The sequence below is a fragment of the Dyadobacter sp. 676 genome (genome assembly GCF_040448675.1).
Taxonomy (GTDB): domain Bacteria; phylum Bacteroidota; class Bacteroidia; order Cytophagales; family Spirosomataceae; genus Dyadobacter.
The window spans coordinates 5787390-5812170 of record NZ_CP159289.1; the positions used below are offsets into that span (position 1 = coordinate 5787390).

21 protein-coding genes are annotated in these 24781 nt (G+C 52.9%); 9 read left to right on the top strand and 12 right to left on the bottom strand.

Annotated elements, in window-relative coordinates; all coding sequences use genetic code 11:
• Nucleotides 1-37: 37 nt before the first annotated feature.
• The 5 genes from ABV298_RS25590 to ABV298_RS25610 form a co-directional block, all read right to left on the bottom strand.
• Nucleotides 38-457: an ester cyclase gene (locus tag ABV298_RS25590; RefSeq protein WP_353718971.1), complete on the bottom strand. Its 420-nt coding sequence runs from the start codon at nt 455-457 to the stop codon at nt 38-40.
• Nucleotides 458-567: 110 nt separating this feature from the next.
• Nucleotides 568-1167 carry an OmpH family outer membrane protein gene (locus ABV298_RS25595; protein WP_353718972.1) on the bottom strand — a complete coding sequence of 200 codons (600 nt, stop codon included), beginning with the start codon at nt 1165-1167 and terminating at the stop codon, nt 568-570.
• A 25-nt stretch (nt 1168-1192) separates the two neighbouring features.
• Complete coding sequence (locus tag ABV298_RS25600) at nt 1193-2902, bottom strand: M56 family metallopeptidase (RefSeq protein WP_353718973.1); 1710 nt, start codon at nt 2900-2902, stop codon at nt 1193-1195.
• A 12-nt stretch (nt 2903-2914) separates the two neighbouring features.
• Nucleotides 2915-3289: a BlaI/MecI/CopY family transcriptional regulator gene (locus ABV298_RS25605; RefSeq protein WP_353718974.1), complete on the bottom strand. Its 375-nt coding sequence runs from the start codon at nt 3287-3289 to the stop codon at nt 2915-2917.
• Nucleotides 3290-3486: 197 nt separating this feature from the next.
• Nucleotides 3487-4041, bottom strand: coding sequence for a metallophosphoesterase (locus tag ABV298_RS25610; RefSeq protein WP_353718975.1), 555 nt, complete (start codon nt 4039-4041; stop codon nt 3487-3489).
• Between the two features lie 287 nt (nt 4042-4328).
• On the opposite strand from ABV298_RS25610, the gene ABV298_RS25615 reads away from it, so the two are divergent.
• From ABV298_RS25615 to ABV298_RS25635, 5 genes are all read left to right on the top strand, one after another.
• Nucleotides 4329-5015: a sigma-70 family RNA polymerase sigma factor gene (locus ABV298_RS25615; protein WP_353718976.1), complete on the top strand. Its 687-nt coding sequence runs from the start codon at nt 4329-4331 to the stop codon at nt 5013-5015.
• A 59-nt stretch (nt 5016-5074) separates the two neighbouring features.
• The gene (locus ABV298_RS25620) at nt 5075-6106 is read left to right on the top strand and encodes a FecR domain-containing protein (RefSeq protein ID WP_353718977.1); all 1032 of its coding nucleotides are present in this window, start codon (nt 5075-5077) and stop codon (nt 6104-6106) included.
• A 308-nt stretch (nt 6107-6414) separates the two neighbouring features.
• Nucleotides 6415-7692 (top strand): TonB-dependent receptor plug domain-containing protein, encoded by a 1278-nt coding sequence (locus tag ABV298_RS25625; RefSeq protein ID WP_353718978.1) that lies wholly within the window; start codon nt 6415-6417, stop codon nt 7690-7692.
• Nucleotides 7628-9796 (top strand): SusC/RagA family TonB-linked outer membrane protein, encoded by a 2169-nt coding sequence (locus tag ABV298_RS25630; protein WP_353718979.1) that lies wholly within the window; start codon nt 7628-7630, stop codon nt 9794-9796. The genes ABV298_RS25625 and ABV298_RS25630 overlap by 65 nt, the downstream gene beginning before the upstream one ends.
• A gap of 3 nt (nt 9797-9799) precedes the next feature.
• Nucleotides 9800-11314 (top strand): RagB/SusD family nutrient uptake outer membrane protein, encoded by a 1515-nt coding sequence (locus ABV298_RS25635; RefSeq protein WP_353718980.1) that lies wholly within the window; start codon nt 9800-9802, stop codon nt 11312-11314.
• Nucleotides 11315-11775: 461 nt separating this feature from the next.
• Here ABV298_RS25635 and ABV298_RS25640 read toward each other — a convergent pair whose 3' ends face one another.
• The 6 genes from ABV298_RS25640 to ABV298_RS25665 form a co-directional block, all read right to left on the bottom strand.
• On the bottom strand, nt 11776-12402 hold the full coding sequence (locus tag ABV298_RS25640) for a response regulator transcription factor (protein WP_353718981.1): 627 nt from the start codon (nt 12400-12402) through the stop codon (nt 11776-11778).
• A 218-nt stretch (nt 12403-12620) separates the two neighbouring features.
• Complete coding sequence (locus ABV298_RS25645) at nt 12621-13961, bottom strand: T9SS type A sorting domain-containing protein (protein WP_353718982.1); 1341 nt, start codon at nt 13959-13961, stop codon at nt 12621-12623.
• A 40-nt stretch (nt 13962-14001) separates the two neighbouring features.
• Nucleotides 14002-15198 (bottom strand): tail fiber domain-containing protein, encoded by a 1197-nt coding sequence (locus tag ABV298_RS25650; RefSeq protein WP_353718983.1) that lies wholly within the window; start codon nt 15196-15198, stop codon nt 14002-14004.
• A gap of 506 nt (nt 15199-15704) precedes the next feature.
• Entirely contained in the window at nt 15705-16190 is a 486-nt protein-coding gene (locus tag ABV298_RS25655; protein WP_353718984.1) for a hypothetical protein, read from the bottom strand.
• Nucleotides 16191-16240: 50 nt separating this feature from the next.
• The gene (locus ABV298_RS25660) at nt 16241-16708 is read right to left on the bottom strand and encodes a hypothetical protein (protein ID WP_353718985.1); all 468 of its coding nucleotides are present in this window, start codon (nt 16706-16708) and stop codon (nt 16241-16243) included.
• 34 nt (nt 16709-16742) lie between these two features.
• Nucleotides 16743-17636: an OmpA family protein gene (locus ABV298_RS25665; protein WP_353718986.1), complete on the bottom strand. Its 894-nt coding sequence runs from the start codon at nt 17634-17636 to the stop codon at nt 16743-16745.
• Between the two features lie 311 nt (nt 17637-17947).
• Between ABV298_RS25665 and ABV298_RS25670 the strand changes: the two genes are divergently transcribed.
• The gene (locus ABV298_RS25670; protein WP_353718987.1) at nt 17948-19678 is read left to right on the top strand and encodes a Calx-beta domain-containing protein; all 1731 of its coding nucleotides are present in this window, start codon (nt 17948-17950) and stop codon (nt 19676-19678) included.
• Nucleotides 19679-19844: 166 nt separating this feature from the next.
• Here ABV298_RS25670 and ABV298_RS25675 read toward each other — a convergent pair whose 3' ends face one another.
• Nucleotides 19845-20231, bottom strand: a complete 387-nt coding sequence (locus ABV298_RS25675; RefSeq protein WP_353718988.1) for a hypothetical protein — start codon at nt 20229-20231, stop codon at nt 19845-19847.
• A gap of 288 nt (nt 20232-20519) precedes the next feature.
• Here ABV298_RS25675 and ABV298_RS25680 point away from each other — a divergent pair, with 288 nt between their 5' ends.
• From ABV298_RS25680 to ABV298_RS25690, 3 genes are read left to right on the top strand one after another with little or no spacing between them, the layout of a single operon-like run.
• Nucleotides 20520-20954, top strand: a complete 435-nt coding sequence (locus ABV298_RS25680; RefSeq protein ID WP_353718989.1) for a globin — start codon at nt 20520-20522, stop codon at nt 20952-20954.
• A gap of 12 nt (nt 20955-20966) precedes the next feature.
• On the top strand, nt 20967-24008 hold the full coding sequence (locus tag ABV298_RS25685; RefSeq protein WP_353718990.1) for a histidine kinase: 3042 nt from the start codon (nt 20967-20969) through the stop codon (nt 24006-24008).
• Nucleotides 23989-24759, top strand: a complete 771-nt coding sequence (locus ABV298_RS25690) for a LytTR family DNA-binding domain-containing protein (protein ID WP_353718991.1) — start codon at nt 23989-23991, stop codon at nt 24757-24759. The genes ABV298_RS25685 and ABV298_RS25690 overlap by 20 nt, the downstream gene beginning before the upstream one ends.
• Nucleotides 24760-24781 lie beyond the last annotated feature (22 nt).

Below are 24781 nucleotides of genomic sequence, written 5' to 3' on the forward strand. Positions count from 1 at the left end.
CCTCGCCGGTTTTGACCGCTGGAAAACGCCGTTACGATTACATTTTAAGCGCACCCAGCTGTATGACCAGCGAAAGGTTGTCGACAATGCCGTATTCCCGCACAACTTTGCCTTCGCGGATATGCAGTATCGACAGTCCGCTTACCTTTACTTTTTGTCCATTCGGCTCTACTCCAAACAGATTGCCATTCAAATGCGTACCGGTATAGGTCCATTTTACGACGGCGCTGCCGTCACATACATTCACTTCTTCGACGGTTATCCGCAGATCGGGGAACGACCAGAAAGTTTGATTTAATACCCGGCGATATTCTTCGACGCCGTTCAGGGGCTTTTCGAAATGCGTATACGACACTTTCAGATCATCGTCCGCCCATTTCTCGAGAAGATCGTCCTGGCCCGCATTCCATATCTGCATGTAGTTTTCGGCTATTTTCCCTAGTTCGCTGTTTTCCATTTGCCCAATCATTTTTTGGCTGGCGGCAGCAATAATCGCGCCAGGCGGGAACAATCCTGATGGGCGGCCTGTAAGCCGGTTATGTCTTTCGGTTCGGAAATGGGCGGCTGCTATCTGATGATCCCGTACTTCCGGGGCTTGCCTTTATCAGGATGTGCGGCGATTCCCAATTTTAACAGGACGTAATCTGTAAGATCGTTTTCTCCGGCGCCCGAATACAGCACGAAAGGGGTCGACTCGCCGGAAACGTAATCCGCGTAATTCCGCGCCACTACGGTTATCTGCCGTTCCTTTGCGCATTCCGCAATGGCAGATTCGACCATTCTTTCTATCTCCGGAAATTTGCCTGCGTACCTTGCCCGCAAGTCCTTTTCAGCATTTTGCTGAAATTCCTGCATTGCGGCCTGAAGGCTTTCCAGCTCTGTGGCTTTGTCCTTTAATACAGGGCCGGGCGTCTCCTTGCCCAGCTTCTGGTAAGCTTGCAGCTTCTGGTAAGCTTGCAGTTTCTGCTGGTAGGTAGCCAGTTTTTCCTTTTGAACTGCCTGATATCGGGTCGACGAGCTGTCGATTTCTGCCATCAACCTTTTATGCGCAGGCAGGTTCGCGTAAATGTATTCGATATCAACCGTGGCAATTTTAATGTTCTGGCACACGGCACTTACGGATGCGACCGAAGAAAGCGCCACCAACAGGGATGCGATGCGTCTCATTTCTTGCTGTTTATATTTCTGGACCTTATTGCTTCTCCGGCAGCGGGCGGTATATTCTCGCCCAGAACCTGTGTAGTGTGGTCGTTGGGGGCGTGCTGTCCCGAAAATCCACTGTCTTGCGCTCGAAAAGTTCTTTCAAATGCTTGTTGCCGATCGGTTTCAGTTTCGCAGGCGAATAAACCGATCTGTTGCCCCAGAAACCCGGCGTGGCCTCCCTGACGGCCATCGGAAGCCCGTTGACCGCCGTGTTGAAAGTGATATTCATAGTGTAGCGAACGGCCACCGGTTCATTATTTTTTTCAGCCGGGATCCATCCGGGCATCAGGTTGACGACCCGTAGGGCTTCGTCGTCGAGATCTTTTCTCACTCCCTTTTCGATTTTCGGGTCGCTGACATGCCCCTTCGTGTCGATCAGGAACGATACCGACACCTGGCCTTCGGCGCCGTCGAGCAGGGCTTGTTTCGGATATTTCAATGTATTGGCGATGAATTTGGTTTTACCCGGAAACCGTGGCCAGCGATCCAGGCGGATGGACGGAGCCGTTTCCTCCGCCTCGGTCAACCGTTTTTCGGGGCGTTTGCTGTTTGTCGCCAGCACCGGTGCCCGGTTACTTTTAAGCCGGATTTCGTACTCGTTCGCCGATCTGCCGATTTTTTGCGTGTGACGTAAAAAATCGTTGTGATCGATCGTCATTACGGAGCCTTGCGGAATGTCGCCGATTTCAAAGCGCCCGCTGGCTGTCGTGACCGTACTTTGGAAGCTTCCCGAAAAAGTAACCGCCGCGTTTACGACCGGCAAGCCCGACTCTTCCGTTACCAGGCCTTTAACGGTCGTCAAACGAAGTGCCTGTGCTTTCGCAGGTTGCAGGTTTCTTTCTTTGTAGACGTACTTTCGGGCAGCCATTAATGCAACCGCCACGGCAAGGACCGGCAAGAGCAGCAGGTATTTTCCCCTGAGCCAGGTCGGCGTGCGGTCCCGGTAAATCATATGGATCCGTTTTCTGAGCAAAGAGGAGTTGAAGAACTGATTGGTAACCGACGTTGCTATCGCATTTTTCGCATATGATACCAGAAACGTGGCATAATGATCCCTGTCGGGGGCCTGTTCGTCGGCGAGGAATTCGTGGGTGTCCTGTAATGCCCGTTTATAAAGCCAGAGTGACGGATTAAACCAGAACAATGCTTTCAATAGCTCGATCAGCAGGATATCCAGCGAATGCCATTGCCGGATATGCACCATCTCGTGCGCGAATATAGGCTCGAAATTCTGGTCATAGTCTTCGTTCGATATGACCAGCCATCTCAGGAATGAAAATGATCCGCTCGGGGCATGCCGTCGCTGGCTTATCACGAGATAGTATCCCTGCATAGGAACCGAAATTCCGGCCCGGATGATGTTACGAATCTGAAACAAAGACCTCGCGAGGGCAATCAGCATGGCCACGACCCCGGCGCAGTAGCAGGTCAGCAGGAGCATTTCCCTGGTATGGCTGCCGGTGTTGCCCGGACCGGCCGTAACCTGCCCCCCGGCGGTTACCACGGATGCGGCGCTTTCGGTTACCGTCACCGTTTCCCGCAGCTCGACTGCCGGAATGGCAAAGCTGATGATCAGGGAAAAAAGTAAATAAAACCGGTTGAGCGAAAAGAAAGTATGCCTGCGGAACAGCATCCAGTAGCAACCGTAGAAAACCACCCAGCAAATGTTGACTTTTAACAGATAGGGAAGCGCTTCCATACTCGCAGATGTTTAATGTTTACCCTTGTTCTTTTCGATGAACGCTGCCAGATCATCGAGGTCACTCTCCTTCAATGTATTGTCTGTCAGGAAATACGACACGAGGTTGCCCACGGAATTGTCAAAGTAGTTTTCTACAAGCTGCTGAACTTCATGCTTCCTGTATTCCTGTTCACTTATCAACGGATAGTATTCATGAGTGTTACCGTACGTAGTGTGGGCGACGACCCCTTTTTTTTCAAGTATGCGGATGAAGGTCGCGACGGTGGTGTAGGCCGGCTTAGGCTCCTTCATTTGCGCGAGGATATCCTTAATGAAAGCCCTTTCGAGCTGCCACAATATCTTCATGATTTCAGCCTCGGCACGGGTAAGCGAACGAAGTTCCATATACGGGATCGGTGCAAACGTTATGCAGGTAAACTTACTACTAAAAAATTAGTAAGCAAATTAAATGGTTAGATATTTTACTAAATATTTAGTAGATCAACGCTGCATTAGACCCTTATCAAAGGCTCGAAGAGTGCGAACACCGTACGGGCATATCCTGGCAAGTGTTTGCCGGGACGGGCTTAGCCAGTCCGGTGCTATTCAAAAACGACGCGCTCGGGGAGCTGGTCGAGCTCGTAATACTGATGGCTGACCCTCCCGGAAGATACCTTCACGATACGGAATCCCGAGGGATCTTTTCCCAACGGTTTTCCCAAAGGCCCCGTTGTTACCATTTCGATGTCCCCCGACTTGCCGAAGGCATTGCGGTGATAGTGGCCGGCAAATATGTGGCTTACGCCGTACTTCGCGAACAGCGCGAGGTATTTGTTCCGGGTCGCGGCCGGAATATTGAAATACTCGTCCTTTTCGCCCGGATCTGTTAAAAACCAGCTGTGGTGCTGAAATACGACCAAGGGCGCCGATGAGCGCCGGGCTTTTTTCAGCTGCCTGTTAAGCCACCTGGCCTGAGCGGCGGCTTCCTTTTCCACCCTAGCGGGGCTTTTGAAATACAGCGAATTCAGGACAAGCCCCCGCATGCCCTGGTGCCTGATCAAGTAGAAATCCTTTCCAAGCGCTTTCCGGTAACTCAGGATATCGCTCCGTTTCGGGTCGTTTGTCACATCATGGTTTCCGGCGACATGATAAATCATTACCCATTTCCATTTCGACCGCTTTCCTAAAAGTATCCCGACAGCCCTTTCCTCCTCCCGCCGGGGCACAAAAATACCTGCAAAGGGCAATCTCCCGCTGGCGCCCGGATTATGAAATTGTTATCAACAAGCCGCCGATGCGGCCCGGAATGCGCGTTTGCGATGGAGCCGGCCGGTTTGAAATCCGGTTGCTAAAAAAATCGGTAAAAAGCAGCGTAGTTTGCGCGGACATAATCGTCTTCCGGTAAATAGCGCAACCGTGGCGGCCTGTTTTTCTTAACTTGATAATGGTATCTGATCAAACTTTTCACTCCCGGGATAATTTTTCTTCAAAAGAAAATAGCCTTGCGGGAGGTAAGTTCCTGTCGGGCGGGCGAACGGAAAAGTTCCCTGCCGATTCGGAATTGTTCATACGGAAGGCATTCGAAGAGGACCCTGATACGGGCATCATATTGCTGTTCAGAGGGTATTACCTCAAACTGTGCAGCCACGCGGCCCGGTTTGTTTCGTCCAGGGAAATCGCGGAGGATATTGTTTCGGATATCTTTCTCGAATTTCAGCTCAATAACCTGCACAAGGTCGTAACCACTTCGTACAGAGCTTATCTCTACACGTCTGTTCGCAACCGGGCGTTCGATTACCTCCGGAGCGAGATGTTACGGAGCAATCCGCTGGACGAGCAATCGGGTGAGATCCCGGCCTCGATCGCATTCGACCCCGATTCGATTACACAGTACGAGGAACTGTACCATGACGTGGAGAATGCGGTGCAATCGCTGCCTTTGAAAAGAAGGCAGATTTACCTTAAACACAGGTTTGAAGGCAAGAAATACATGGAGATCGCCGAAGAACTGGGCATTCCCGTCCGGTCGGTGGAGACGCTAAGTTACCAGGCCACCCAGGAAGTCAGGAGGATATTGAAAGACAAATGGCTTTTCCCGTTGTTGTTGTTTTATTTCCATCGACTTTTTTAAGCCGTGGAAAAAGATGCAAGGCCGGTAACAGGGCTGGCACCGTTTAATTACCGAGGTCGATGAAACTGCAAGTGACACGCGAATTACTCTTTAACTATTTTGCCGGGCAAACCACACCGCTGCAAAATGAGCTGATCGAAGATTGGGCAAAAATCCCCGCGAACAGAGAGCTTTTCTTTGTTTATCTGGATGAATGGGAAGGAAAATACCCGCAATACATCGCGAATCTGGAAATGGCCCTGGAACGACACCGCGCAGGCATGGAAAGACGGCTCGAAACGAATACGGGCGACAAGCGGGCAGCAATGCTGCCGGAGGCCGCAACCGGCAGCAAAGCGGGAGGCTTCATTCGTCGTAAACGCTGGATGGCGGCCGCAATCGCGTTGGTTGTTTTGGGAGCGGGCCTGATCTTGTCCAGGAACCGGCTTTTGTATCAGAAGTATAGCACCGCTTTCGGCGAAATCAGGACGGTGACGCTCTCCGACGGCAGCCTGGTAACCCTTAACGCGCATTCCTCCCTGCTGGTACCCCGCTTCGGTTTCGACCGGCTCAGCCGGGAAGTGATTTTAACAGGAGAGGCCGAATTTTCCGTCCGGCATGTGCCTGATGACCGGGCGTTTACAGTCAAAACATCAAACGGCTTCGATGTGGTGGTGCTGGGTACCGAATTTGTGGTCAATGCGCGCCGGGAGGCGCCCAGGGTGGTGCTCACGAAAGGGAAGGTCCGCCTGTTGTACGGCGGCCAGGAAAACCGCAGGACGCTTACGCTCAAACCCGGCGAGCTGGTTACATTCGATGAACAGGGGAATGCGAGTATCGGGCAAACGGCTCATCCCTGGGATTATTCGGCATGGAAAAAGCACCGGTTTATTTTTGATCAAACACCCTTGGCCGATCTGGCGCCGTTGTTCAGGGACCATTTCGGGGTGGAGCTCCGGATCGCCGACCCCGTCGTTGCCCGGATGACCATCACCGGTACATTCACGGCCCGCACGGACGATATGCTTTTAGGCTTTCTGAAAGAGGCGGCCCATTTGCGGGTGCATCGCGAAGGCAACACCGTCACGCTATCGCGGTCAACCGCATTGTAATCCATTAAAAACGGGCCGGTTTCCGATAACGAATGTGACAGGAAACCGGCCCGTTTTGCGGTTGAATCATTTGTCGGTCCAGTCCCGGCCATTATCCTGCAATATTAAGTTTAGTTAACATTCGCGTAGTGAAGAGGACGCAAATCGTCTCCGGGAAAAGCAAAGAACTATTGTCACTTTATTTCCCGATTATGCGATTAATGCGATTTCTACCAGTTCCACTCCTGTTAAATGTCTGGCTGGGATTTCTCAACCCCGGCATCGCTCAGGTGTTGGCCTCGGCCCAGCTACGGACCGAGAAAACACCAATGAAAAAACAGCCCGCCACCAGAGCTTTGAAAGAGGTTTTGCGCGAGTTGCAGGCCCATTACAATGTCGACATCGTTTTTTTCGACCAAAGCGTCGACGGTCTCACAGTGAGGGCCGACAAAGTCGACTATAAGGCGTCCCTCGAAAAAAACATCGCCAATGTATTGAAACCGTCCGGCTTGGTATATAAGCGGACCGACGGCGGCGGATATATGATCCTGGAAAAAACGCCCGGGGAGAATACGAAAACAAACGCATCGGCAGATCCCTCTTTCTTCGGAATTGCTAACTCAAAAAATCTTGTCTACGCCTCGTCCATTGCCCTTCCATCCGTAAAGAGGGTTCTGGTGGAGCGGACCGTCAGAGGACAGGTGACCGGCGACGACGGCGGCGCATTGCCGGGTGTGAGCATCGTTGTAAAAGGAACGACGCACGGTACCACGGCGGACGAGAACGGAAATTATCAACTGGTGACCGCCGAGGATTACCCCACGCTGGTTTTCAGTTTCGTGGGATATGCCAGCCGTGAAGTCGTGGTGGGTAACCAATCCGTGATCGACGTCCGGTTGTCGGTCGATAACAAGGCGCTCGACGAGGTAGTGGTGATCGGCTACGGAGATAGCAGGCGGGAAGACCTGACCGGCTCGGTATCTTCGATCAATGTCGAAAAAGACCTCAAAAACGTCCCGGCGACGCGTGTCGACCAGATGTTGCAGGGGCGTATGGCCGGCGTTTACATCAAATCCACCAATGGCGCACCCGGCAGCCCCACCACGATCCGGGTGAGGGGATCCAGGTCGATCAGCGCCACCAACGAACCGATTTACGTCATCGACGGTATCGTCGATCCCAGCGGAACGAACCTCAATTCCATTAATCCGGCCGACATCGAAAGCATCGATGTCCTGAAAGACGCTTCCACAACCGCTATTTACGGTTCCCGTGCGGCGAACGGCGTGGTGCTCGTGACCACCAAAAAGGGAAAGGCGGGCAGGAACGATTTCCGCTTTTCGACCAGCCATGGAGTATCCCAGTTACCCCGAAAACTCGATCTGATGCATTCCCGGGAATTCGCGGAATTCATCAACGAAGCGCGGATAGACGCGAAAATGCCTATTGTGTACCCCAATGTCGATTCCATTGTCAACCTGAGGGGCGAAAAAGGAACCGACTGGATGGACGCAGTAACCCGGACGGCGCCCTTTTCGACCTATGACTTGTCGGCCTCCGGGGGGTGCAGGCGGCGAGCGCGGGTATACATATTTTCTGTCGGGTAACGTACTCGACCAGAAAGGTATCATCAGAAATACGGGTTTTCAGCGCTATCAGGGAAGGTTGAATTTTACAAAGAACCTGTCGTCCAGGGTCGAGCTGGGGATTAATCTCAATATCAGCCGTGAAAAAAGGGAAATCACCAGCACCGCACTCGGCGCGAACAGCAGTTGGTCGTCGTCGTACCTGTACCTTCCGCCGACAATGCCGATTTACAAACCCGACGGTTCCTATGAAACTTTCAACCCGATCTGGTATTCGGGCGGGCATATCGACAACCCGGTAGCGGTGGTCGACAAAGTGAAAAACAACCAGGTAGCCAACAATGTCATCGGGAATTTTTATCTGCAATACGAACCCGTTCCCGGGCTCAGGCTGAAATCGACGCTGGGAGTCAATTTCATCAGCCAACGCGGCGATACCTACAACCCGTCGGACATGCCGACCAAAATCCTCAATAACGCCATGTACGGCTCGGCTTCGTCGGATATTTACAACACAACCAGCCTGATCAACGAGAATACGGCGAATTATTCGAAGAGCATTGGCAAGCATCATTTAGATTTCCTGCTCGGAAGCAGCTACCAGTCCAGGAAAGTCGACCGGCTCTACGCCTCGGGCAGCCAGCTCACCAACGACATCACCCAATACAACAACCTCGGCCTGACCGTGCAGGCCTACCGGGGCATTGCTTCCAACCTGGACGAAAATACGATCGTTTCTTTCCTGGGACGTATCAATTACGACTACGGGAAACGCTATTACTTCACGCTCACCGGCCGCCGCGACGGTGCATCCAATTTTGCGGCGGGCAAGAAATGGGGCTTTTTCCCGTCGGGCGCCGTCAAGTGGAGGGTGTCGGCCGAGCCGTTTTACGAATCTTCGAGGATCAGGCATTTGATCTCGGACCTTTCCCTCCGGGTAAGCTATGGTGTTTCCGGAAACCAGGGTATTGCCAATTATCAGTCCCTGGCATCGCTGAGCGCCAACAGCAATTCTTACATTTTCGGCGGTACGCAGGCGTTGGGCTATACGCAGGGGAACCTGATGAACGACAAGCTCACCTGGGAAACCACCGGACAGCTGGATGTCGGTCTGGATATCGAATTGCTCAATGGCAGGGTCAACCTCCTGGCCGATTACTACCGGATGCTGAGCAAAAACCTGCTGCTCACCGTGCAGATTCCCTCGCAAACGGGATATTCTTCCCGCCTGGTCAATCTCGGGGAATCGCTGAACGAAGGTTTCGACTTTTCTATCAGCGGGGATGTGATCCGGCGCAACGACTTCACCTGGAATGCCGTCGTGAATATCTCGACCAACCAGCAGGAGGTGACCGATATCGGCCCCCTTACCAAGGTCGCTTTGGATGCGGGTTTCGGATATGGCGTGATCACCAGCTATCTGGAAAAAGGTATTCCCATCGGGGCCAATTACGGGGTGGAATATGCCGGCACCTGGAAGAACCAGGCGGAAATCGACGCTGAGCTGAAAAAAGCTGCCGGCGACCGTACGTATGTATCCGCTGCCAGCTTTTACAAACCCGGCGGGCCCCGGTATCTGGATTACAATCACGACGGCGTGCTGAACACCGTGGATTATCACTACCTAGCGCCGGCGAACCCGAAAATTTACGGCGGCTTCGGAAGCACGCTGAGTTATAAACGGCTGTCGCTCGATTTCTTTTTCCAGTTTAGTCAGGGGCATAAGATGTACAACGGGCAGGAGTTTTTCATGGGGACCGGCACCAATCTGACGAACCAGTTCAGATATATGGTTGACAGGTGGTCGGAAAGTAATCCCACCTCGGACATTCCGGCTGTCAACTCGCGCGACAATATCCCCACCAGCCGCTTTCTGCACGATGCCTCGATGCTCCGTCTGAAATCGGCGCAGATCAGCTACAACCTGGGCGGTTTTTTCCTGAAAAAGATCATCAGGGATATGCGGGTATACGTAAGCGGCTCCAACCTGTTTTTGCTGACCAAATACAATGGTTTCGACCCCGAAGTGAACAATGGTGGCGGCAGCTCGACGATTATTGCGGCCGACAATGGCAGTTACCCTAATGCCCGCGTCGCGACATTCGGTTTAAATGTTTCTTTTTAAATAATGTTCATTAACAAGATGAAGATCAAAATGAAAGCCGGGAAAATATATGCATTCCTGCTCGTACTGACCGGCAGCGTTTTTATACAGGGATGCGATAACGCTTTGAACGAAGAACCGAAGACGTTTATAGCGCCGGACAATTTTTTTGCCAACGCCGACCAGTGTACCCAGGCTGTAAATGGCGTTTACACATCCCTTTACAGCGTTTACGGCGCAACGGTGTTCTGGTCGATGACCGAGCTCGGGACCGACCTCTCGTTCAGCACGGATGCCAACAACCTTGTGCCCAATGACTTCACCTTCAATTCCGGCAACACCGGTACGGGCGGGATGTGGGGCACATTGTACGGCGCCATTAAAAACAGCAACATGGTCATTGCGAGGGTGTCCAAAGCGCCTATCGATGACAAAGTCAAGGCGCGGCTTGTAGGGGAAACCAAGTTTTTAAGGGCATTGTGGTACTTTATATTAACCAATACGTTTGGCGATGTGCCGCTATGGACCGACGAGCTGGACGTAGACGCCGTGAGCCAGCTTCCGCGCGCCCCGCTTGCCGATGTGCGCGCGCAAATCATCAGGGACCTGGGCGAAGCCTCCGAAGCGCTCCCGCCGACCACGAGCGCCAGCGACGCGGGCAGGGTAACCCAGGGGGCCGCGTTGACGCTCCTGGCCAAAGTATATTTATACAACCAGGATTGGGCCAATGCACAGAAGACCGCGTTGCGTGTGGTCGAAAGCGGCAAATATTCCCTGCTTCCCAGCTATGCCGATGTTTTCGATATCTGGAACCGCTATAAAAACAATGCGGAATCGATTTTCGCGGTACAGTTCCTGCGCAACGCGGCTACATCCAACAACGTGAGGACACACCAGCTCGTGAACTATTACATGCCTACGCGGGATGCGGGATCGAGCACCTACGCGGGCGTCGATTTTGGCAAATACGTGATCGACGGCTGGCATGTTTATATCCCCACGGCCCGGCTGGTCGATATGTTCGAACCGAACGACCTGCGCAGGGAGGTTGTACTCGGTTATGGTTATAACGGGCAGAAGTTCAAAACATGGCCCAAGGAAAATCGTCCGTGGTACGGGCCCAAGTTCTGGGACCTGGAAGCGAATGCGCAGGCCAGCGGCAAAAACCTGTACGTGCTGAGGTATGCCGATGTGCTTCTGATGCTCGCGGAAGCCTACAACGAGCAGGGAAACACGGCAGAAAGCGTAAAATGGCTGAATCAGGTAAGGAAACGTGCGGGGCTGAAAGAGCTGGCCGGCCTTTCCGAAGGAAGCCTGCGCGAAGCGATCATGAAGGAGCGCGCCATCGAGTTTGTGGGCGAATACCAGCGCAGGCCCGATCTGGTGAGATGGGGAAAACTCGTGGAAGCCGTCAAATCAGTGGCGGACGACAACCCGGTAGGCGCCGCGAATATCAAGCCGTTTCATAATTATTATCCTATTTCGGCCGACGAAATCATCAAAAACCCAAATCTTGTGCAAACCACCGGGTATCAATAACGCGACCCCGCAAATAGCAGGAGAGTAGTTGTCGGGTTGAATATTTAAGCCCTGAAAATAACTCATTCAGGGCTTAAATATTTTCAGACTCCGCCAGATAGGAACGAACCTGTTCCCCGACCTTTAAACGGCGTATTGGCCTGGAAATCGATGCCAATTTAAGGTCGATGGACGTTGCTATATTCGGGATTGAAAAAACGCGCCGGCGGTAAAATGGCAGCAAACCTTTTTTATGAATAATATTTGAAACTGATAAATGAAGTGCTGGATATTCGGAATATCGATATTAATTCCCGACAAATGCCGGCATTTATAAAAATGGTTTGTGAATCGCAGAAGTTTTAACCGTTTAATATCGTAGCTGTGACGTTGCCGGAAATTTTTAGTTTCTATTTGCCTTCGTTTATACTTTCAATTACCAATTGATAATGAGAGCTTGAATCGAGCTGGGTACGAAGTATTTATTCCTGTACTTTTTTGGCCAGTTCGATAACGCTGGAAACACCCAGTTTCTGAAATATCCTGGCCTTAAAGGTGCTGACGGTATTGGTACGAAGATTTAAATCGGATGCAATTTCTTTGATCCATTTGCCTTTTATCAGCATGTGCATGACTTCTTTTTCCCTCTCCGACAGCTTGTTAGTCGCTTTCAGTTGCCTCATTGATCTTTTACCGGTTGAAACAGCTTCCAACAAATGCTCCTGGACGGCCTGGCTGAGATATCGGTTATTTTTTACAACCGTTGTGATAGCGGCAATTACTTCGCTTTTTTCCGCCGATTTGGATAAATAACCTTTTGCGCCCGCGGTAATGTATTCCAGAGCGTGAGTTTGCTCGTCGGCGGCCGAGCACATGAGTATAATGACGTCGGGCTGTATTTGCCTGATACGGTCGATCATCGTCCTGCCTTTCCCGCCGGGAATGTCGATGTCCAGTAAAATCAAATCGAAGGGTGATACCCTGACGTAGGATAATGCATCTTCGAAATTCTCCGCTTCCGAGATTGTTGCGCCCCGGTAAAGTTCGTTGAGCACAATCTTCTGGCTCATGCGGACTAGAAAATGGTCTTCGATCAATAGAACTTTCATTATTCAACTTTTGATGGCATAAGAATGCAATGTAATAACACGCCCGTTCAAATAAACGGATGAGCCGGTCGGAGGGTCGATTTTTTTAATGCCGCAATGCAGGGGAGGAACAAAAGGGCGTCATGAAGGGGCAGGTATTTACCTAAAATGACGCCGGTAACCAGCCCCGTACGCATTGAAAGCCGGATAGCGATTGCTACCCGGCTTTACCCGTTCGGTTACCTGCTAACGACTATTTTGTGTGTGCTGATAGTGCCGTCAAACAGGGTCAGGCTTAGCATATAAATGCCGGGCGTAAGCCGTGTAACATCGATGCCATCTTTAGGCGGACGAAGCTGGTGAATAATCCTCGTTCCCGAAACGGTGCTCAGGTTCAATTCGCGGACCTCGTCCGAATTGCTGATCAGTAGTTTGTCGGACACCGGGTTGGGGTACAGCCCGATCGTTAACCCGCCGTCGACCCTCACGTCACGTATCCCGCTATACGCGAATGCGGCGTTGTCGCCATCCGTCGCGCGGTCGATCATTTTCAATCTGTAAAGATTTACCCCGGCAACCGGGTTGCGGTCCACGTACCGGTAATTGACCAGGACCTTGCTTTCTCCGCTGGACGCGACGGTTCCGATGTGCGCCCACTTCTTGCCGTCCGTGCTGCGAAGGATTTCAAAACGGTCGCTGTTGGTCTCTTCCGTCGTCGACCAGCCGAGCAGTACAGTGCCGTTTTCGGCAACAGCCGTAAACTTGACCAACGTAACCGGCATCGGTACCAGAAGGGACGCGAAGGTATACGCCGTATAGGTGTCGGGCGCCAGTGGCGCTACGGTCGTGATGGAACCCGTTGTCAGATCGCTGCTGCCGCCCAATACGGATATAGTGTCGACTCTGGAGGGAATGGCCACCCATTCTGTCCCGTTCCAGCCTACGATCGTCAGTTTGTTAAGCTGGCTTCCGGTCAAAGAAGCGATCGCACTTCCCGCGTCCCATGTGAGGGTCAGCGGGGTCGCGTTCGCGCCGTCGATATCCCAGTATTCGACCGTGCTGACGACGTCGACGTTAGCGCCCACGCTGCTTGTCGCAAAAGGCCCGCCGTTGGGAAGGGCGGTGTAGTCCGATCCGGTGAAAAGGTTGCTGGTAATGGCGGTATTGGGGTCGGCGTGGAAATACGCGCCCATGGTTCCGTCGGCCGAAGCCGCAAACTGGCCTAAAAAGCCATTGTCACCGACGGGAAAAACGAATGTGCCGGTCCCGTACTTGCGCACGTAGCCGTCCACATAGCCCGCATCGGAGGCGCCGGTGGAAGTAAGGTTGTCGCCGGAGAAGTTGAGCACGCCGAAGTTGCCCGACGCCCGTTCGGTAAGGATTACGCCGGGCTGAGCGCCCCCGCCGCCGGTCACAAAGTTGTGGTTGCCGAAGAAGGTCATCTGGGCGCCGCCGAAAATCGTGGTATTACCCTGGCTGCCTTCCTGGGCGCGAGCCACGGGGCCGAACAAGAGCAGGGCCGCTACGACTGTTGTGCTGATCCATCGCGTGCCGGATGAACTGGTATAGTTCTGTTTCATTGTAAAGGCTTTTTAATGTCGGAAATGTTGGTTATTCGTTTCATCGGCTCACCGATTTCGCATCCTCTCCGCCGTTAAGCGCGCGTTCAAGTTGGCTAAGGCGATTGTTAAATCCGGCATAGGCCGCTTCTTTCCGCTTCAACTCGGCACTTAGCTGCGCCTTTTCGTTTTTCAACGATTCCACTTCCTTGTCAAGCTCCTGCAACGATTGGATGAGCATAGGAACCAGCTTGCTGTAATCGACCTGCCACGGGGCGGTTTTAGCATCGGCACCACCGACGGTCACAGCCTGCGGATATACCGCGTGCAATTCCTGTGCAAGTACGCCCGTTGAAAGGGTTTTGGCAGGATCTTTCTTATAGTTGTAATCGTATACTTTCACGGCTTTCAATGCTTCTAACCCAAATTTAGTGGCCCGGATGTTTTCTTTGAGGCGTTGATCCGACGTGGTGTTATATTGCACATTGGTAGTAGTGTGCGTGATCGCGCCAACTCCGTTGCCGCCCACGGCGAAGTTGATCATCTCCCCGGATGTCGTTCCGGCCGGCTTGGAAACGTGCAACGGAGATACCGATCCCGCACGCTGGATGCCCACCCATGCGTCGCCCGCCGCAGTAGTACGCACTTCAAAACCGCTCACATTGGAAGTGCCGTTCCAGATGTTGCCGGTTTGCGCACCGGGGTTTGCGACCGCTTTTATGTCTCCCCGAACGTCCAGGCGGGATTGCGGAGCTTCGTTATTAATACCGATAAAGCCCGTGCTGCTACCCAGCGTCGAGATCACGAACGCGTCTTCCTGAAGAACCTGGTTCGCATCGATCACCTGCAGGCGGAGATCGGTAGTCGAGTTTCCCCGCAGAAACGCGTATTTACTCTGTTCGGCATCGATGGCAAACCCTACTACGGCACGTCCGGCATTAATCGCAATGGACGCAGCCGAATCGATATTGGACCCACCCACCGGATCGAAACGCGCCACGACATTAGCGGCGGAAGGAAGGTCCAGGTTTGAGACCGCCTGGACGTGTAAGGTAGTCGGCGGATTCGGATGGTTGATCCCCACATTACCGGATTGCATCACTACCGTGTGGCTACTGTTTTGCCCTTCGACGTCCAGGTTGGCCCCCGGGGTTATCGTCGTGGGGTTTGAACCAATTTTCACCTGGGCCATGGAGGCCGTCGACAAGGCAGTAAACGCTGCAAGGGAGATGGTGGATAACAGTTGATTTGTTTTCATAAGAAATTTACGTTTGAAACCATTATGTTTGAGAACCTGTAATCAGTTTTGTCGTGTGCGTGACGGTCGTGGCGCGACCGTTATACCGCGAGGCCTTCGCAGCTCGGTTCAATTCGATGCCGGGGCAATATCCGCCGCGGATATGTGGATATTGCGTACGGCGACAAACATAGATATAGTGTGTCAAAACACGCTGTCGATGTCTACAACAATGGCAGAGAAATAAATCTATATTTGTAGTATTAGTTCTATTTTCAAATGAAATGCAGTATGTAATGCCTGGCAAAGAGCCGATGACGACGGGGGCAGCACACGTGAATCGGGATGGCGCCGCGCTCCGGTCCGGTTGTGCAACGGTGCCGGTCCTTAAAACGGAACCGGCCTGAAATAAACCTGTACGCGGCACAAAAAACACGCAGGGGCGTTCTGGAAAAGACAGAACGCCCCTGCGTGTTTTTTATCCTGGCTTGTTGCGGGCTGCCAGGTTTTGCCCGAACGGCACGGTCTCAAACAGTCCTTCCCCCGTCCAGCTTGTCCTGAAGTTCTTTAAGCTCTTCCCATTTGCCGTCCCGCGCGAGAGCCGACTGTTGTGCCCAGCTGGCGGGATCATGGATCTGATAGCGCGAGCCGTTCTTTCTCAATATGTCCTCGATCCGGACGGGGTCCGATTGGGCGAGCTGCCCGAATGTCAGGATGCCCGCCTTGTTCAGAAGCTCTTCTATTTTTGGGCCGATCCCTTCTATCACTTTCAGGTTGTCGCGGGTTGGTGCGGCTACGTTTGAAATGTCGGCAAAACTGTCTCGCCGGCGCTTGCTGCGGCAATCGTCCAGCTCGGTTTCACGTGCGGCGATCTGTTCGCGCAGCCCCTGCGCCCTGCCGTTGGTGATCCACCGGGCGATCAGCCATCCGATCAGCGTCGTGGCGATCATCAGGATCAATATCTCGGAAATCGCCACGGGTTTGCTCAATGGCGTAATATCTAATAGTACCATAGTTAAATATCTTTGCTTAATTAAACCTTGTCATTTTTGAGGATCTGTGCCTATGCTTTGCCGCCGCTCAGCACATTCTGCCACTCTTTCAGTTCCGCCCATTTGCCCGAAGCCGCCATTTCGGCCTGTTTTGGCCAGCTTTCCGGGTCGTGTACCTGAAAACGCGGCCCGCCCTGGCCGAGGATTTCCCTGATGGTTTCGGGAGAAGTATTACTTAGCTGTACGTAAGTCCGGATACCCGATTCGTTCAAAAGTTTCTCGATGGCGGGGCCGATCCCTTCCACCACTTTCAGGTCGTCGAATGTTGCCGCAGCGGGCTTTTGAACCGCAAGCAACGCGACACTTTGATGGCACTGTTCGACTTCCGTGTCCAGTTGCGCCAGCCGGGCCTGCAAGCCGGCGATCGTGCCGTTACCCCTGCGGTAGCCGATTATGTAACCTATCACACCCGGAATTATTAACATCAGCAGATGTTGCCACCAGGCATTCGTAAGATCAAGCGGATTTAATTGGAACATATCTTGTCAATTATTAAGTTGAACATCTGCCGTATCATTGAACGATAATCTCTACACGACGGTTGGCGGCCCTTCCTTCGGCGGTACTATTGGATTCCTTGGGGCTGGCTTGTCCTTTGGCCGCCGTCACCAGCTGATCCTCCGGTAACCCTGCCGAAACCAGCTGCCGCTTCACTTCATCCGCCCGCTTTCTGGACAGTTGCACGTTGCCTGCCTGATTTCCGGTGTTGTCGGTGTGGCCCGTCAGCAAGAGTTTTTTGTCCTTATTGGCGGCGAGGTATTTTTGCGCTTCTTCGACAAATTTCTGGTTATCGGCGGTATGTATATAATCGGTGCTGCCCGTATTGAAGTAAAGGTCCAGCGGCTTGAACAGGCCCTGGTATTTCTGGGCCCCCGCAAGCGCATCCTCGGTGGTCGGTTCCTGCGTCCCGAATGCGAAGCCGATACCGCCGTTCAGCGAATCGGGGCTGAAACGAATTGTCTCCTGTAACTCGCTGGCGGTCACCAGCGAGGCGGCTGGCAGGCCCATGTCGACGTAGTACTGCCTGATCCCCTCCGCCCGTGCAATGCCCAGGTCGGACCATTTCGAATCATTGACCTCCGAGGAGTGGTAGTAGCCGGTAATGGTCAGCTTTTTCTTCGGATTGGCGCGCAGGTAAGCCGCGAGGGAATCGAGCTCCTTTTTCACGGCGGTAAGGTTGGCGGCTGCGCCTGATTTCGCAAAACCGAAATTCCCCGGGGAAACCAACGACAGGCCGGCTCCGTCGGTAATGCGCAAAGGAACAATTTCGACGGCTTCAACCGAAGGCGCGTCGGCAGGGACGAGCGACGCGTCGCATAACTGCTTAATCTTGCATACATGCCACCAGGTGGCCCCCGCCATCCAAACGGCCAGGGCGATCCACCAGAACGTAGAATTCTTTGACATACATAAATGGTTTTAGTTGACTAGTAGGTGCCGGGCCAGGAATTGCGTCGACGTCGAAAGTGAACAAAAGTTATATATTTTTGTGAAATAATACTATCAATGACAAATTATTTTGACAATCGGCCCTGATGGCAAAACGACATGGACGTACAATGGAAGGTCCGGAGAAGGTAGCCGTCCTGTTTGGAAGATATTGTAGCTAAAATTTTACATTAATTAAGTGTTAATTGGTACGATTTGTTAGCTAATGCCGAATAAATTACCGGCTCTTAACCGTGTTTGAATTTCAAAACATCCCTTTTTAAACCTTTATGAAAACTTTTACCTTGACGATGCTCCGGCATACTCTTACATCGTCGTTGGTGGCGATGACGCTTCTTTGCAGTATCTTAACGGATGGTTTTAGTCAGCCGCCCGTGCGGTACGTTTATCTTCAAAAGGTATCCGATGCAATTGAAGGCGGTATGAATGGCCTGTACAAAGTCGGCCTGCACTACCCGGTCCCGGTCGGCAACGACATTGTTGTGCAATTTGCACTTTCCGGCACGGCTCAGGCAACGCCCGGGCCCGGTACCGATTTTAATTTAGTGGGATTAAATGCGGGCAATATCGTTATTCCGGCTGGGGCGACGGAAGTATTTGTTGAAGTCGATGCCGGAAATGACGGAATAATCGAAGGGCCTGAAAGCGTTGATCTTCAACTCTTAGCCGCTATTTCGGCTGGCCAGAACATACCTGTAGATGCCGGCAACCGGAGCGCCCGCGTCGGCATTATCGACGCCAATGCGGCCTCTACGACGCCCATTCAGGTACTGAAAGGGACCGATTTCTCGGAACCAGCCGGGCAAACCACATTTACCGTCAAGCTGGCCGGCGTCGCCACTTCCGCATGGCCGGTCGTTATCGGTTACCGGTTGGACGGCAATGCTAGGCCGGGTGTTGATTTTCAGGCATTCGGAGAAATTGTTATTCCCCCGAATACCAACGCGGTCTCGATTTTTTTGAACGCAACCGACGATCATATTATCGAGGGGCAGGAGACGATCTCGTTTAGATTGCTGTCAGGAAGCGCTACGGACGGTGGGGGCAATGCTTTTATTTTTCCTCCCGATCCGGCCAACGACAATATCAACGTATCGCTTGCCGATGACGATTATGTCCCGGCCAACGCGGTAGTAAACCTTGTGAAAATCTCGGATGCCGCCGAACCGGCCGCTCCGGGGATTATCAGAATAAGCTTGCCCGGCGACTACGTGGCGGCATCAGTCGTTTCGGCCAATATCCAGTTCAGCGGCAGCGCTACGCCCGGCGGAACGGACTATATCGCGTCCCCGGCGGTGCTACCCGCTTATCACATTTTCGGCGATATTTACCTGAATGTCGTGGACGACACCCTCTACGAGAATACCGAAACGGCCGTTTGCACACTTCTGGGCGCTTCCGATTCAAACCTTTTTCAATATACCGCCGCTCCGGCGCAAAATACCGTCGGCGTGGATATTGCCGACGACGACACCAACCTGCCGCTCCGGCTAATCGGTTTCGCAGGCAATATGCAGGACAATGGCGCCGCCTCGTTGCGCTGGACTACCGCCGAGGAAGAAAATACGGCCTATTTCGAAGTGCTCAGGAGCCGTGACGGACGCGGGTTCGAGAAAATCGGTGTCGTACCGGCATCGGGATCAGGTAACCATAATTATGCATACACCGACGGAGCCCCCGGTCCGGTGAATTTTTACCGTTTGCATATGGTAGATCAGGACGGCTCTTCGACTTACAGCCGTATGATTAAAATCGGCTGGAATCAGCCGGCACCGGTCGTTGCTTTTCCCAATCCCGCCAGGAACTATTTGACGGTCGATTTGGGCAACAGGAGGCCCTTGCCAAATGGAGCTAAGGTGATCGATAGTTCCGGAAAAGTGCGCAAAGAGCTGCGTCTTACCGGCGGCAGGCAACAAATTCCGATCGACGATTTGTTGCCGGGCTTCTATTTCTTATCGGTTGAAAGCGGTGAAACTTTCAAATTCGTCGTTGCCAGATGACGTACAGGCGTAGCGCCGGATACCGGTAGTGGTATTTGTGAGCGCATTTCCGGCACGTTATGCCTTGTCGCGAAAAAACCGCGGCGCCTGGCCGTGCACGATGCATGGCCAGGCATATTTCCACGAGCAGAAACCAAATGATGTTCCGGTCACGAAACATGACCGGCTATTCGCCCCAGGCGATTTTTTTACAGTCGCCGGCTGGAATTTTCGTCGGTGCTTCCGACCAGCTTCCTACCACTTTGCCGTCCTTGTATTGCTTCGCGCCGATCATGTGCGTACCTGCGGGCAGCGCTACGTTGCTGACCGATTTGGATGCCGGCGTGCCGCAAGCGGGTTTCAGAAACGACGGCCCGTTCAATACCGCTTTGACTTCCCCATTTACGGTAATATCTATACGATCGAATTTTGTGGAGCTGATCGTCGTGTAGGAAATGAGCGATCCCATCGGTTCGGGTGCCGCTTTTTGCTCGTCGTCCTTGCAGGAAAGCAGCATAGCTGCGGCGAGGACAAACATTTTTGCTGTGTACAGGGAGCTTTTCATTGTTTTCATGACTTGCTGTTTTTTTGTTTTGATGGTTCAAAACTAGTTCCCAAGGCGCCGGGCGGGGAATTTTTATTCGTCGAAGCGTAGTGTTTTACGCTTGATAAGTGCCAAAACCGGAAGGAAACGCGGGAAACGGCAATGAAGCTAAAAGGGGATGGAAGATAATCCGGCGTCCTGGCCTGAAAACGGTTAATTGACGATTTGCTACATCTCACTCAGCGTTTGCCCCGACTGCTCAAAAATTAGTTCGCCTCCCCGCCACTTTTATTAAATTTTTGCTCCAAAAATGCATACATGGAACACGTCGGACCCACCTATGAGCAAATCAGGTTAGTTAAAAGAGAATGGTCGTTTTTAAAAAACATCCGTGCCCAGATTATCGGCGACGTTTTTTTTGGAAAACTCCTTTTCGACTATCCCCAGACCCGGAAGTCCCTCGACCGCATTCTTTCCGACGGGCTGACGGACGACCCGAACGAGGGCCTGAAAAATCTGCTGGGAGGGATTATCAGCAAACTGGACCGCCCGGATGAACTGGCTGCACACCTGCAACGATTGGCGTCGGCATTGAAGACCAACGGGTTTAACAAGGTGATTTTCAGGCGATTTGCCGAAAGTTTGATCTGGACATTGAAAAAGGCCTTTGGCTACGAATGGCCTCTGGAATCGGAGCTGGCCTGGATGGCCTGTATCAGCGCAATTGAATTCGGGATTTTTGATCTTCAATAGAAACTATCAGGCATGGCCGCATCTGCAAAGCTGTTTTTGTCCTTTTTTCTGTTCCTGTTATTGCCGGAACGGTTGCTCGGGCAGCTACCCGATTACAATGTGCAAATGCTGGGGGAGGGGAGCGGCATCAGTATGTCGAATGTTCACAAGCTGGTGAAGGACAAGAAAGGCTTTCTCTGGATACTGTCCAGGCGGGTTGTGCAGCGGTTCGACGGCCGCAATACCGTGCGGTTCGATGCCGAAGGCGAAGATTGGCTGGATATCGCGGTCGACCTGAACGGGCAGATCTGGCTAAGCAGCCACAACGAGCTCAGGACCTACGTCGACGATCGGGAGGGGTTCCGGGCGGTGCCGATCGCGGGCGGGCGGAAACCGAAGTTCAATTTGCTGGATATTACGCCCGACAACCAGGTGTGGGCGCTGAGCGGTAGCGGTTTGTACCGGTACGACCGGCGGCGGCGCGTATTTCAGCCCCATCCCATTCCCGGGTTGGGCGGCATGGTTTTCTACCGGCGGATATTCAGGCGGGCGGGCGAGGAGTTTTTTATAGGCGACACGCACGCGTTGTTTGCATACAATTACAGAACGGGGCGTGTGCGCAAGACCGATTTCCATGCCGTCAGGGCGATTGCTCCGTTTTCGGAAGACATCCTGTGGGCAACCAATGCGGACCTGGAAATGTTCGAGCTGGACTTCCGCTCCGAGACTGCGTCGAAGATCGCCCCGGCGCGCTTCACTCCGGCCGCAACTTACCTGACCATTAATTCGGTAATGCCGCTTGGCGGAGCCAGGGCGCTGGTTACGACAAGCAAGGGGTGCTACCTTTACGAACGGGGCAACGGCAGGTTCAAACGGGCCGTGTTTTATTACCAGGGACGCGAACTGAGCAATAATGAGATCATTACGGGCTACCGCGACGATGACGGCACGATCTGGCTCGTTTCCAAGCAGGGTATCCTGTTTTTTAACCCCGACCGGCATACCATTACCTGGCTCCGCAATTTTCGTAACCTGCTGAACGAAGAAAACAACGACATCCGGGCCATAACCGGCGACGGAGCGGGGCGGATATGGATGGCTACGACGGAGGGGCTCTCTTGCCTCGATCCGTCGACGGGGCGCTTCGATACATTTATGCCGTCGGTTGCCGGTGACCCCGATTTTCGTTTTCCGACCATCCATGCCCTGAATTTCGACGGGGAGCGCCTCATTCTCGGCCCCGGCTCCGGCGGCCCGCTCCTGATGGACCCCCGTACCGGAAGCTTCGAAAAGCCGCGTTATCCGCCGGGAAAGGAGGGTAATGCGCTCCGCGGGCAAGTGGAACACGATTACATCTATGGCATTCAAACCGTGGGCGGCGGTAACCAGCTAATCCTCGCCGACGCTTCGTGCTACCTGCTCGACCGCAATACCCACCTGCTGACGGAGCTCCGCTTCGCCGGTTCGGATTATATCCTTCAAACCGCCCGTACCGACCGCACAGGCAATATATGGGTGGGTACTTTCAAAGGGTTATTATATCTCGACGGGCATTTTCGGACAATTTATGCCGATAGTACATTCTACCCCGGCAAGCTCGTCACGTCCATACTGCCACGGAACGACTCGACTGTCTGGGCAGGCAGCGTGGGGCTTTTCGAAGTGACGCGCACACGTACCGGCCTCAGAAAGAAACGCATTATACCGGAACTGAAAACTTCGCAGATCACCAACCTTTATGCCGACCGCCACGGGCGGGTGTGGATCGCGGCGGACGAAGGTTTATACCGGTTTTCTGAAAAGGACCGGAAGCTGGAATGGTTCGACGTCTGGGATAATGTTCAGAACAAGCAACTGAACCCGGGCAGTATTTACGAAGACGCCCGCGGGCGCGTGTACTGGGGAGGGCACAATGGCCTCAATTATTTCGATCCCCTGAAAATTTCGCTGTCGCAGCAGAAGCTGCACGTGTACATTATGAGCGTGACGGTCAACCACGAGGACACGCTTTTCAAGCCGAGGCAGTTCGATGCGGCATTCATGGCGACGCCCGGCGGGCTGCGGCTCGACTGGAACGAAAATTCGGTCGAAATACATTTTACCGCAGCCTATTACCAAAACCCGCAGAAGGTGCATTACCGTTACCAGCTCGATGGATTGCACACCGGCTGGGTACGGAACGGGCACAATAATGTCGTGCGGTTTTCATCGCTTGCCCCCGGATCGTACACATTCAAAGCGGCAGCGAGCCTCGATGGCATAAGCTGGCAGGAAAGCGGCGAGAAGTTCACATTCGTCATCACTCCGCCCCTGTGGGAACGGCCCTGGTTCGTAACCGTTTCGTTGGCATTGGTAACCGGGCTGATCTACTACCTCCACAGAAAGCGGATCGAGGCCATTAAGCAGCGGCAGGCAAGGATTTATGCATTGCAGGACAAGGCGAACAAGCTCGAAAAAGAGAAAACGCTGGTCATGTTCGAAAGCCTCAAGCAACAGCTCAATCCTCATTTCCTGTTCAATTCGCTTGCCTCCCTGGAAAGCCTGATCTGGGACGACGCCGGGAAAGCCAGCCGCTTCCTCGAAGGGCTCAGTTCTACTTACAGGTATATCCTTAAAAACCAGAATAACGAGCTTGTGCCGCTGTGCGAGGAGCTGGAATTTGCCGCTGAATATGTCAGGATACAGCAAACCCGTTTCCGCGAAGGCCTCGATGTACAGTTTTCCGTTGACGCTTCCTGCGAAAACATGCTGATCGCGCCGGTGACGATCCGGAACCTGGTCGAGAACGCGATCAAACATAATGTAATGTCTCAGGATTTGCCGATGCAAGTGAGGATTTACCCGGAAAACGGCTACATCGTTGTACGGAACAATCTTCAAAAAAAGCGGTTTGTCGAAACCAGCAACAGGCAGGGACTCAAAAATCTTTACTCGCTTTATTCATATCTCACGCCGCTGCCGGTACAGCGCTTGGAGGCCGATGGCTTTTTTACGGTCAAAGTGCCGCTCATTGCCGGTAACGGAAAGGCATGCCACATCGAAACCGACATTTCCCATGAAAGCAATCATCATTGAAGACGAGACGCTCGTAGCCCGCCAGCTCGAAAGAAAGATTGGCCAACTGGCGCCCGATATCGAGGTGACGGCCATTTTACCCAGCCTGAAAACGGCCCGCAAGTGGTTCCTCGAAAACGCCGAACCCGACCTGATGTTTATGGACATCCAGCTCAGCGATGGTATCAGTCTGGATGTTTTCGATTTTTACGATCTTAAATGCCCCGTCATTTTTACCACCGCATACAGCGACTATGCGATCCGTGCTTTCAAAGTGAACGGGATCGACTACCTGCTCAAACCGGTTCTCGAACGCGACCTGAAACGAGCCCTCGACAAATTCAGGGAAAAAGCGGGCATGGTAACAGGCCTCTCGGCTCAAATGAGTCAGCTCATGCAAATGCTCACCAGGCCCGAAAGCGGGTATCCGGGTTACAAGGAGAAATTTCTGGTCAACGTTCGTCAGCACTGGGTGCCGGTCGACACCCGCGATATCGCCTGTTTTTGCAGGGATAATTTCAACTATATGCACACATTCAGGGCCGAAAAATACCTGCTCGATTACAATTCCATGGATGAAATCGAGGCAGTGCTGGACCCGCGCTATTTTTACCGTGCCAACCGGCAGTATATTATCCATATCGACGCCATCCAGAGTATTACGCCGCATGAAAACCAGAAACTGACCGTGCGGCTCAAAGCGCCCTTGCTTTTTGAAATGGACATCAGCCGCGAGAAGGCGCCCGCATTCAAGCGGTGGTGCGACCGCTGATCTTCTTTTGTCACCTGTAAGC

Bases quoted from the DNA above. Each gene is read 5' to 3' on its own strand.
- ABV298_RS25590 (WP_353718971.1), bottom strand. From the start codon at position 457: ATGGAAAACAGCGAACTAGGGAAAATAGCCGAAAACTACATGCAGATA.
- ABV298_RS25595 (WP_353718972.1), bottom strand. From the start codon at position 1,167: ATGAGACGCATCGCATCCCTGTTGGTGGCGCTTTCTTCGGTCGCATCC.
- ABV298_RS25600 (WP_353718973.1), bottom strand. From the start codon at position 2,902: ATGGAAGCGCTTCCCTATCTGTTAAAAGTCAACATTTGCTGGGTGGTT.
- ABV298_RS25605 (WP_353718974.1), bottom strand. From the start codon at position 3,289: ATGGAACTTCGTTCGCTTACCCGTGCCGAGGCTGAAATCATGAAGATA.
- ABV298_RS25610 (WP_353718975.1), bottom strand. From the start codon at position 4,041: ATGATTTATCATGTCGCCGGAAACCATGATGTGACAAACGACCCGAAA.
- ABV298_RS25615 (WP_353718976.1), top strand. From the start codon at position 4,329: ATGGTATCTGATCAAACTTTTCACTCCCGGGATAATTTTTCTTCAAAA.
- ABV298_RS25620 (WP_353718977.1), top strand. From the start codon at position 5,075: ATGAAACTGCAAGTGACACGCGAATTACTCTTTAACTATTTTGCCGGG.
- ABV298_RS25625 (WP_353718978.1), top strand. From the start codon at position 6,415: ATGAAAAAACAGCCCGCCACCAGAGCTTTGAAAGAGGTTTTGCGCGAG.
- ABV298_RS25630 (WP_353718979.1), top strand. From the start codon at position 7,628: ATGACTTGTCGGCCTCCGGGGGGTGCAGGCGGCGAGCGCGGGTATACA.
- ABV298_RS25635 (WP_353718980.1), top strand. From the start codon at position 9,800: ATGTTCATTAACAAGATGAAGATCAAAATGAAAGCCGGGAAAATATAT.
- ABV298_RS25640 (WP_353718981.1), bottom strand. From the start codon at position 12,402: ATGAAAGTTCTATTGATCGAAGACCATTTTCTAGTCCGCATGAGCCAG.
- ABV298_RS25645 (WP_353718982.1), bottom strand. From the start codon at position 13,961: ATGAAACAGAACTATACCAGTTCATCCGGCACGCGATGGATCAGCACA.
- ABV298_RS25650 (WP_353718983.1), bottom strand. From the start codon at position 15,198: ATGAAAACAAATCAACTGTTATCCACCATCTCCCTTGCAGCGTTTACT.
- ABV298_RS25655 (WP_353718984.1), bottom strand. From the start codon at position 16,190: ATGGTACTATTAGATATTACGCCATTGAGCAAACCCGTGGCGATTTCC.
- ABV298_RS25660 (WP_353718985.1), bottom strand. From the start codon at position 16,708: ATGTTCCAATTAAATCCGCTTGATCTTACGAATGCCTGGTGGCAACAT.
- ABV298_RS25665 (WP_353718986.1), bottom strand. From the start codon at position 17,636: ATGTCAAAGAATTCTACGTTCTGGTGGATCGCCCTGGCCGTTTGGATG.
- ABV298_RS25670 (WP_353718987.1), top strand. From the start codon at position 17,948: ATGAAAACTTTTACCTTGACGATGCTCCGGCATACTCTTACATCGTCG.
- ABV298_RS25675 (WP_353718988.1), bottom strand. From the start codon at position 20,231: ATGAAAACAATGAAAAGCTCCCTGTACACAGCAAAAATGTTTGTCCTC.
- ABV298_RS25680 (WP_353718989.1), top strand. From the start codon at position 20,520: ATGGAACACGTCGGACCCACCTATGAGCAAATCAGGTTAGTTAAAAGA.
- ABV298_RS25685 (WP_353718990.1), top strand. From the start codon at position 20,967: ATGGCCGCATCTGCAAAGCTGTTTTTGTCCTTTTTTCTGTTCCTGTTA.
- ABV298_RS25690 (WP_353718991.1), top strand. From the start codon at position 23,989: ATGAAAGCAATCATCATTGAAGACGAGACGCTCGTAGCCCGCCAGCTC.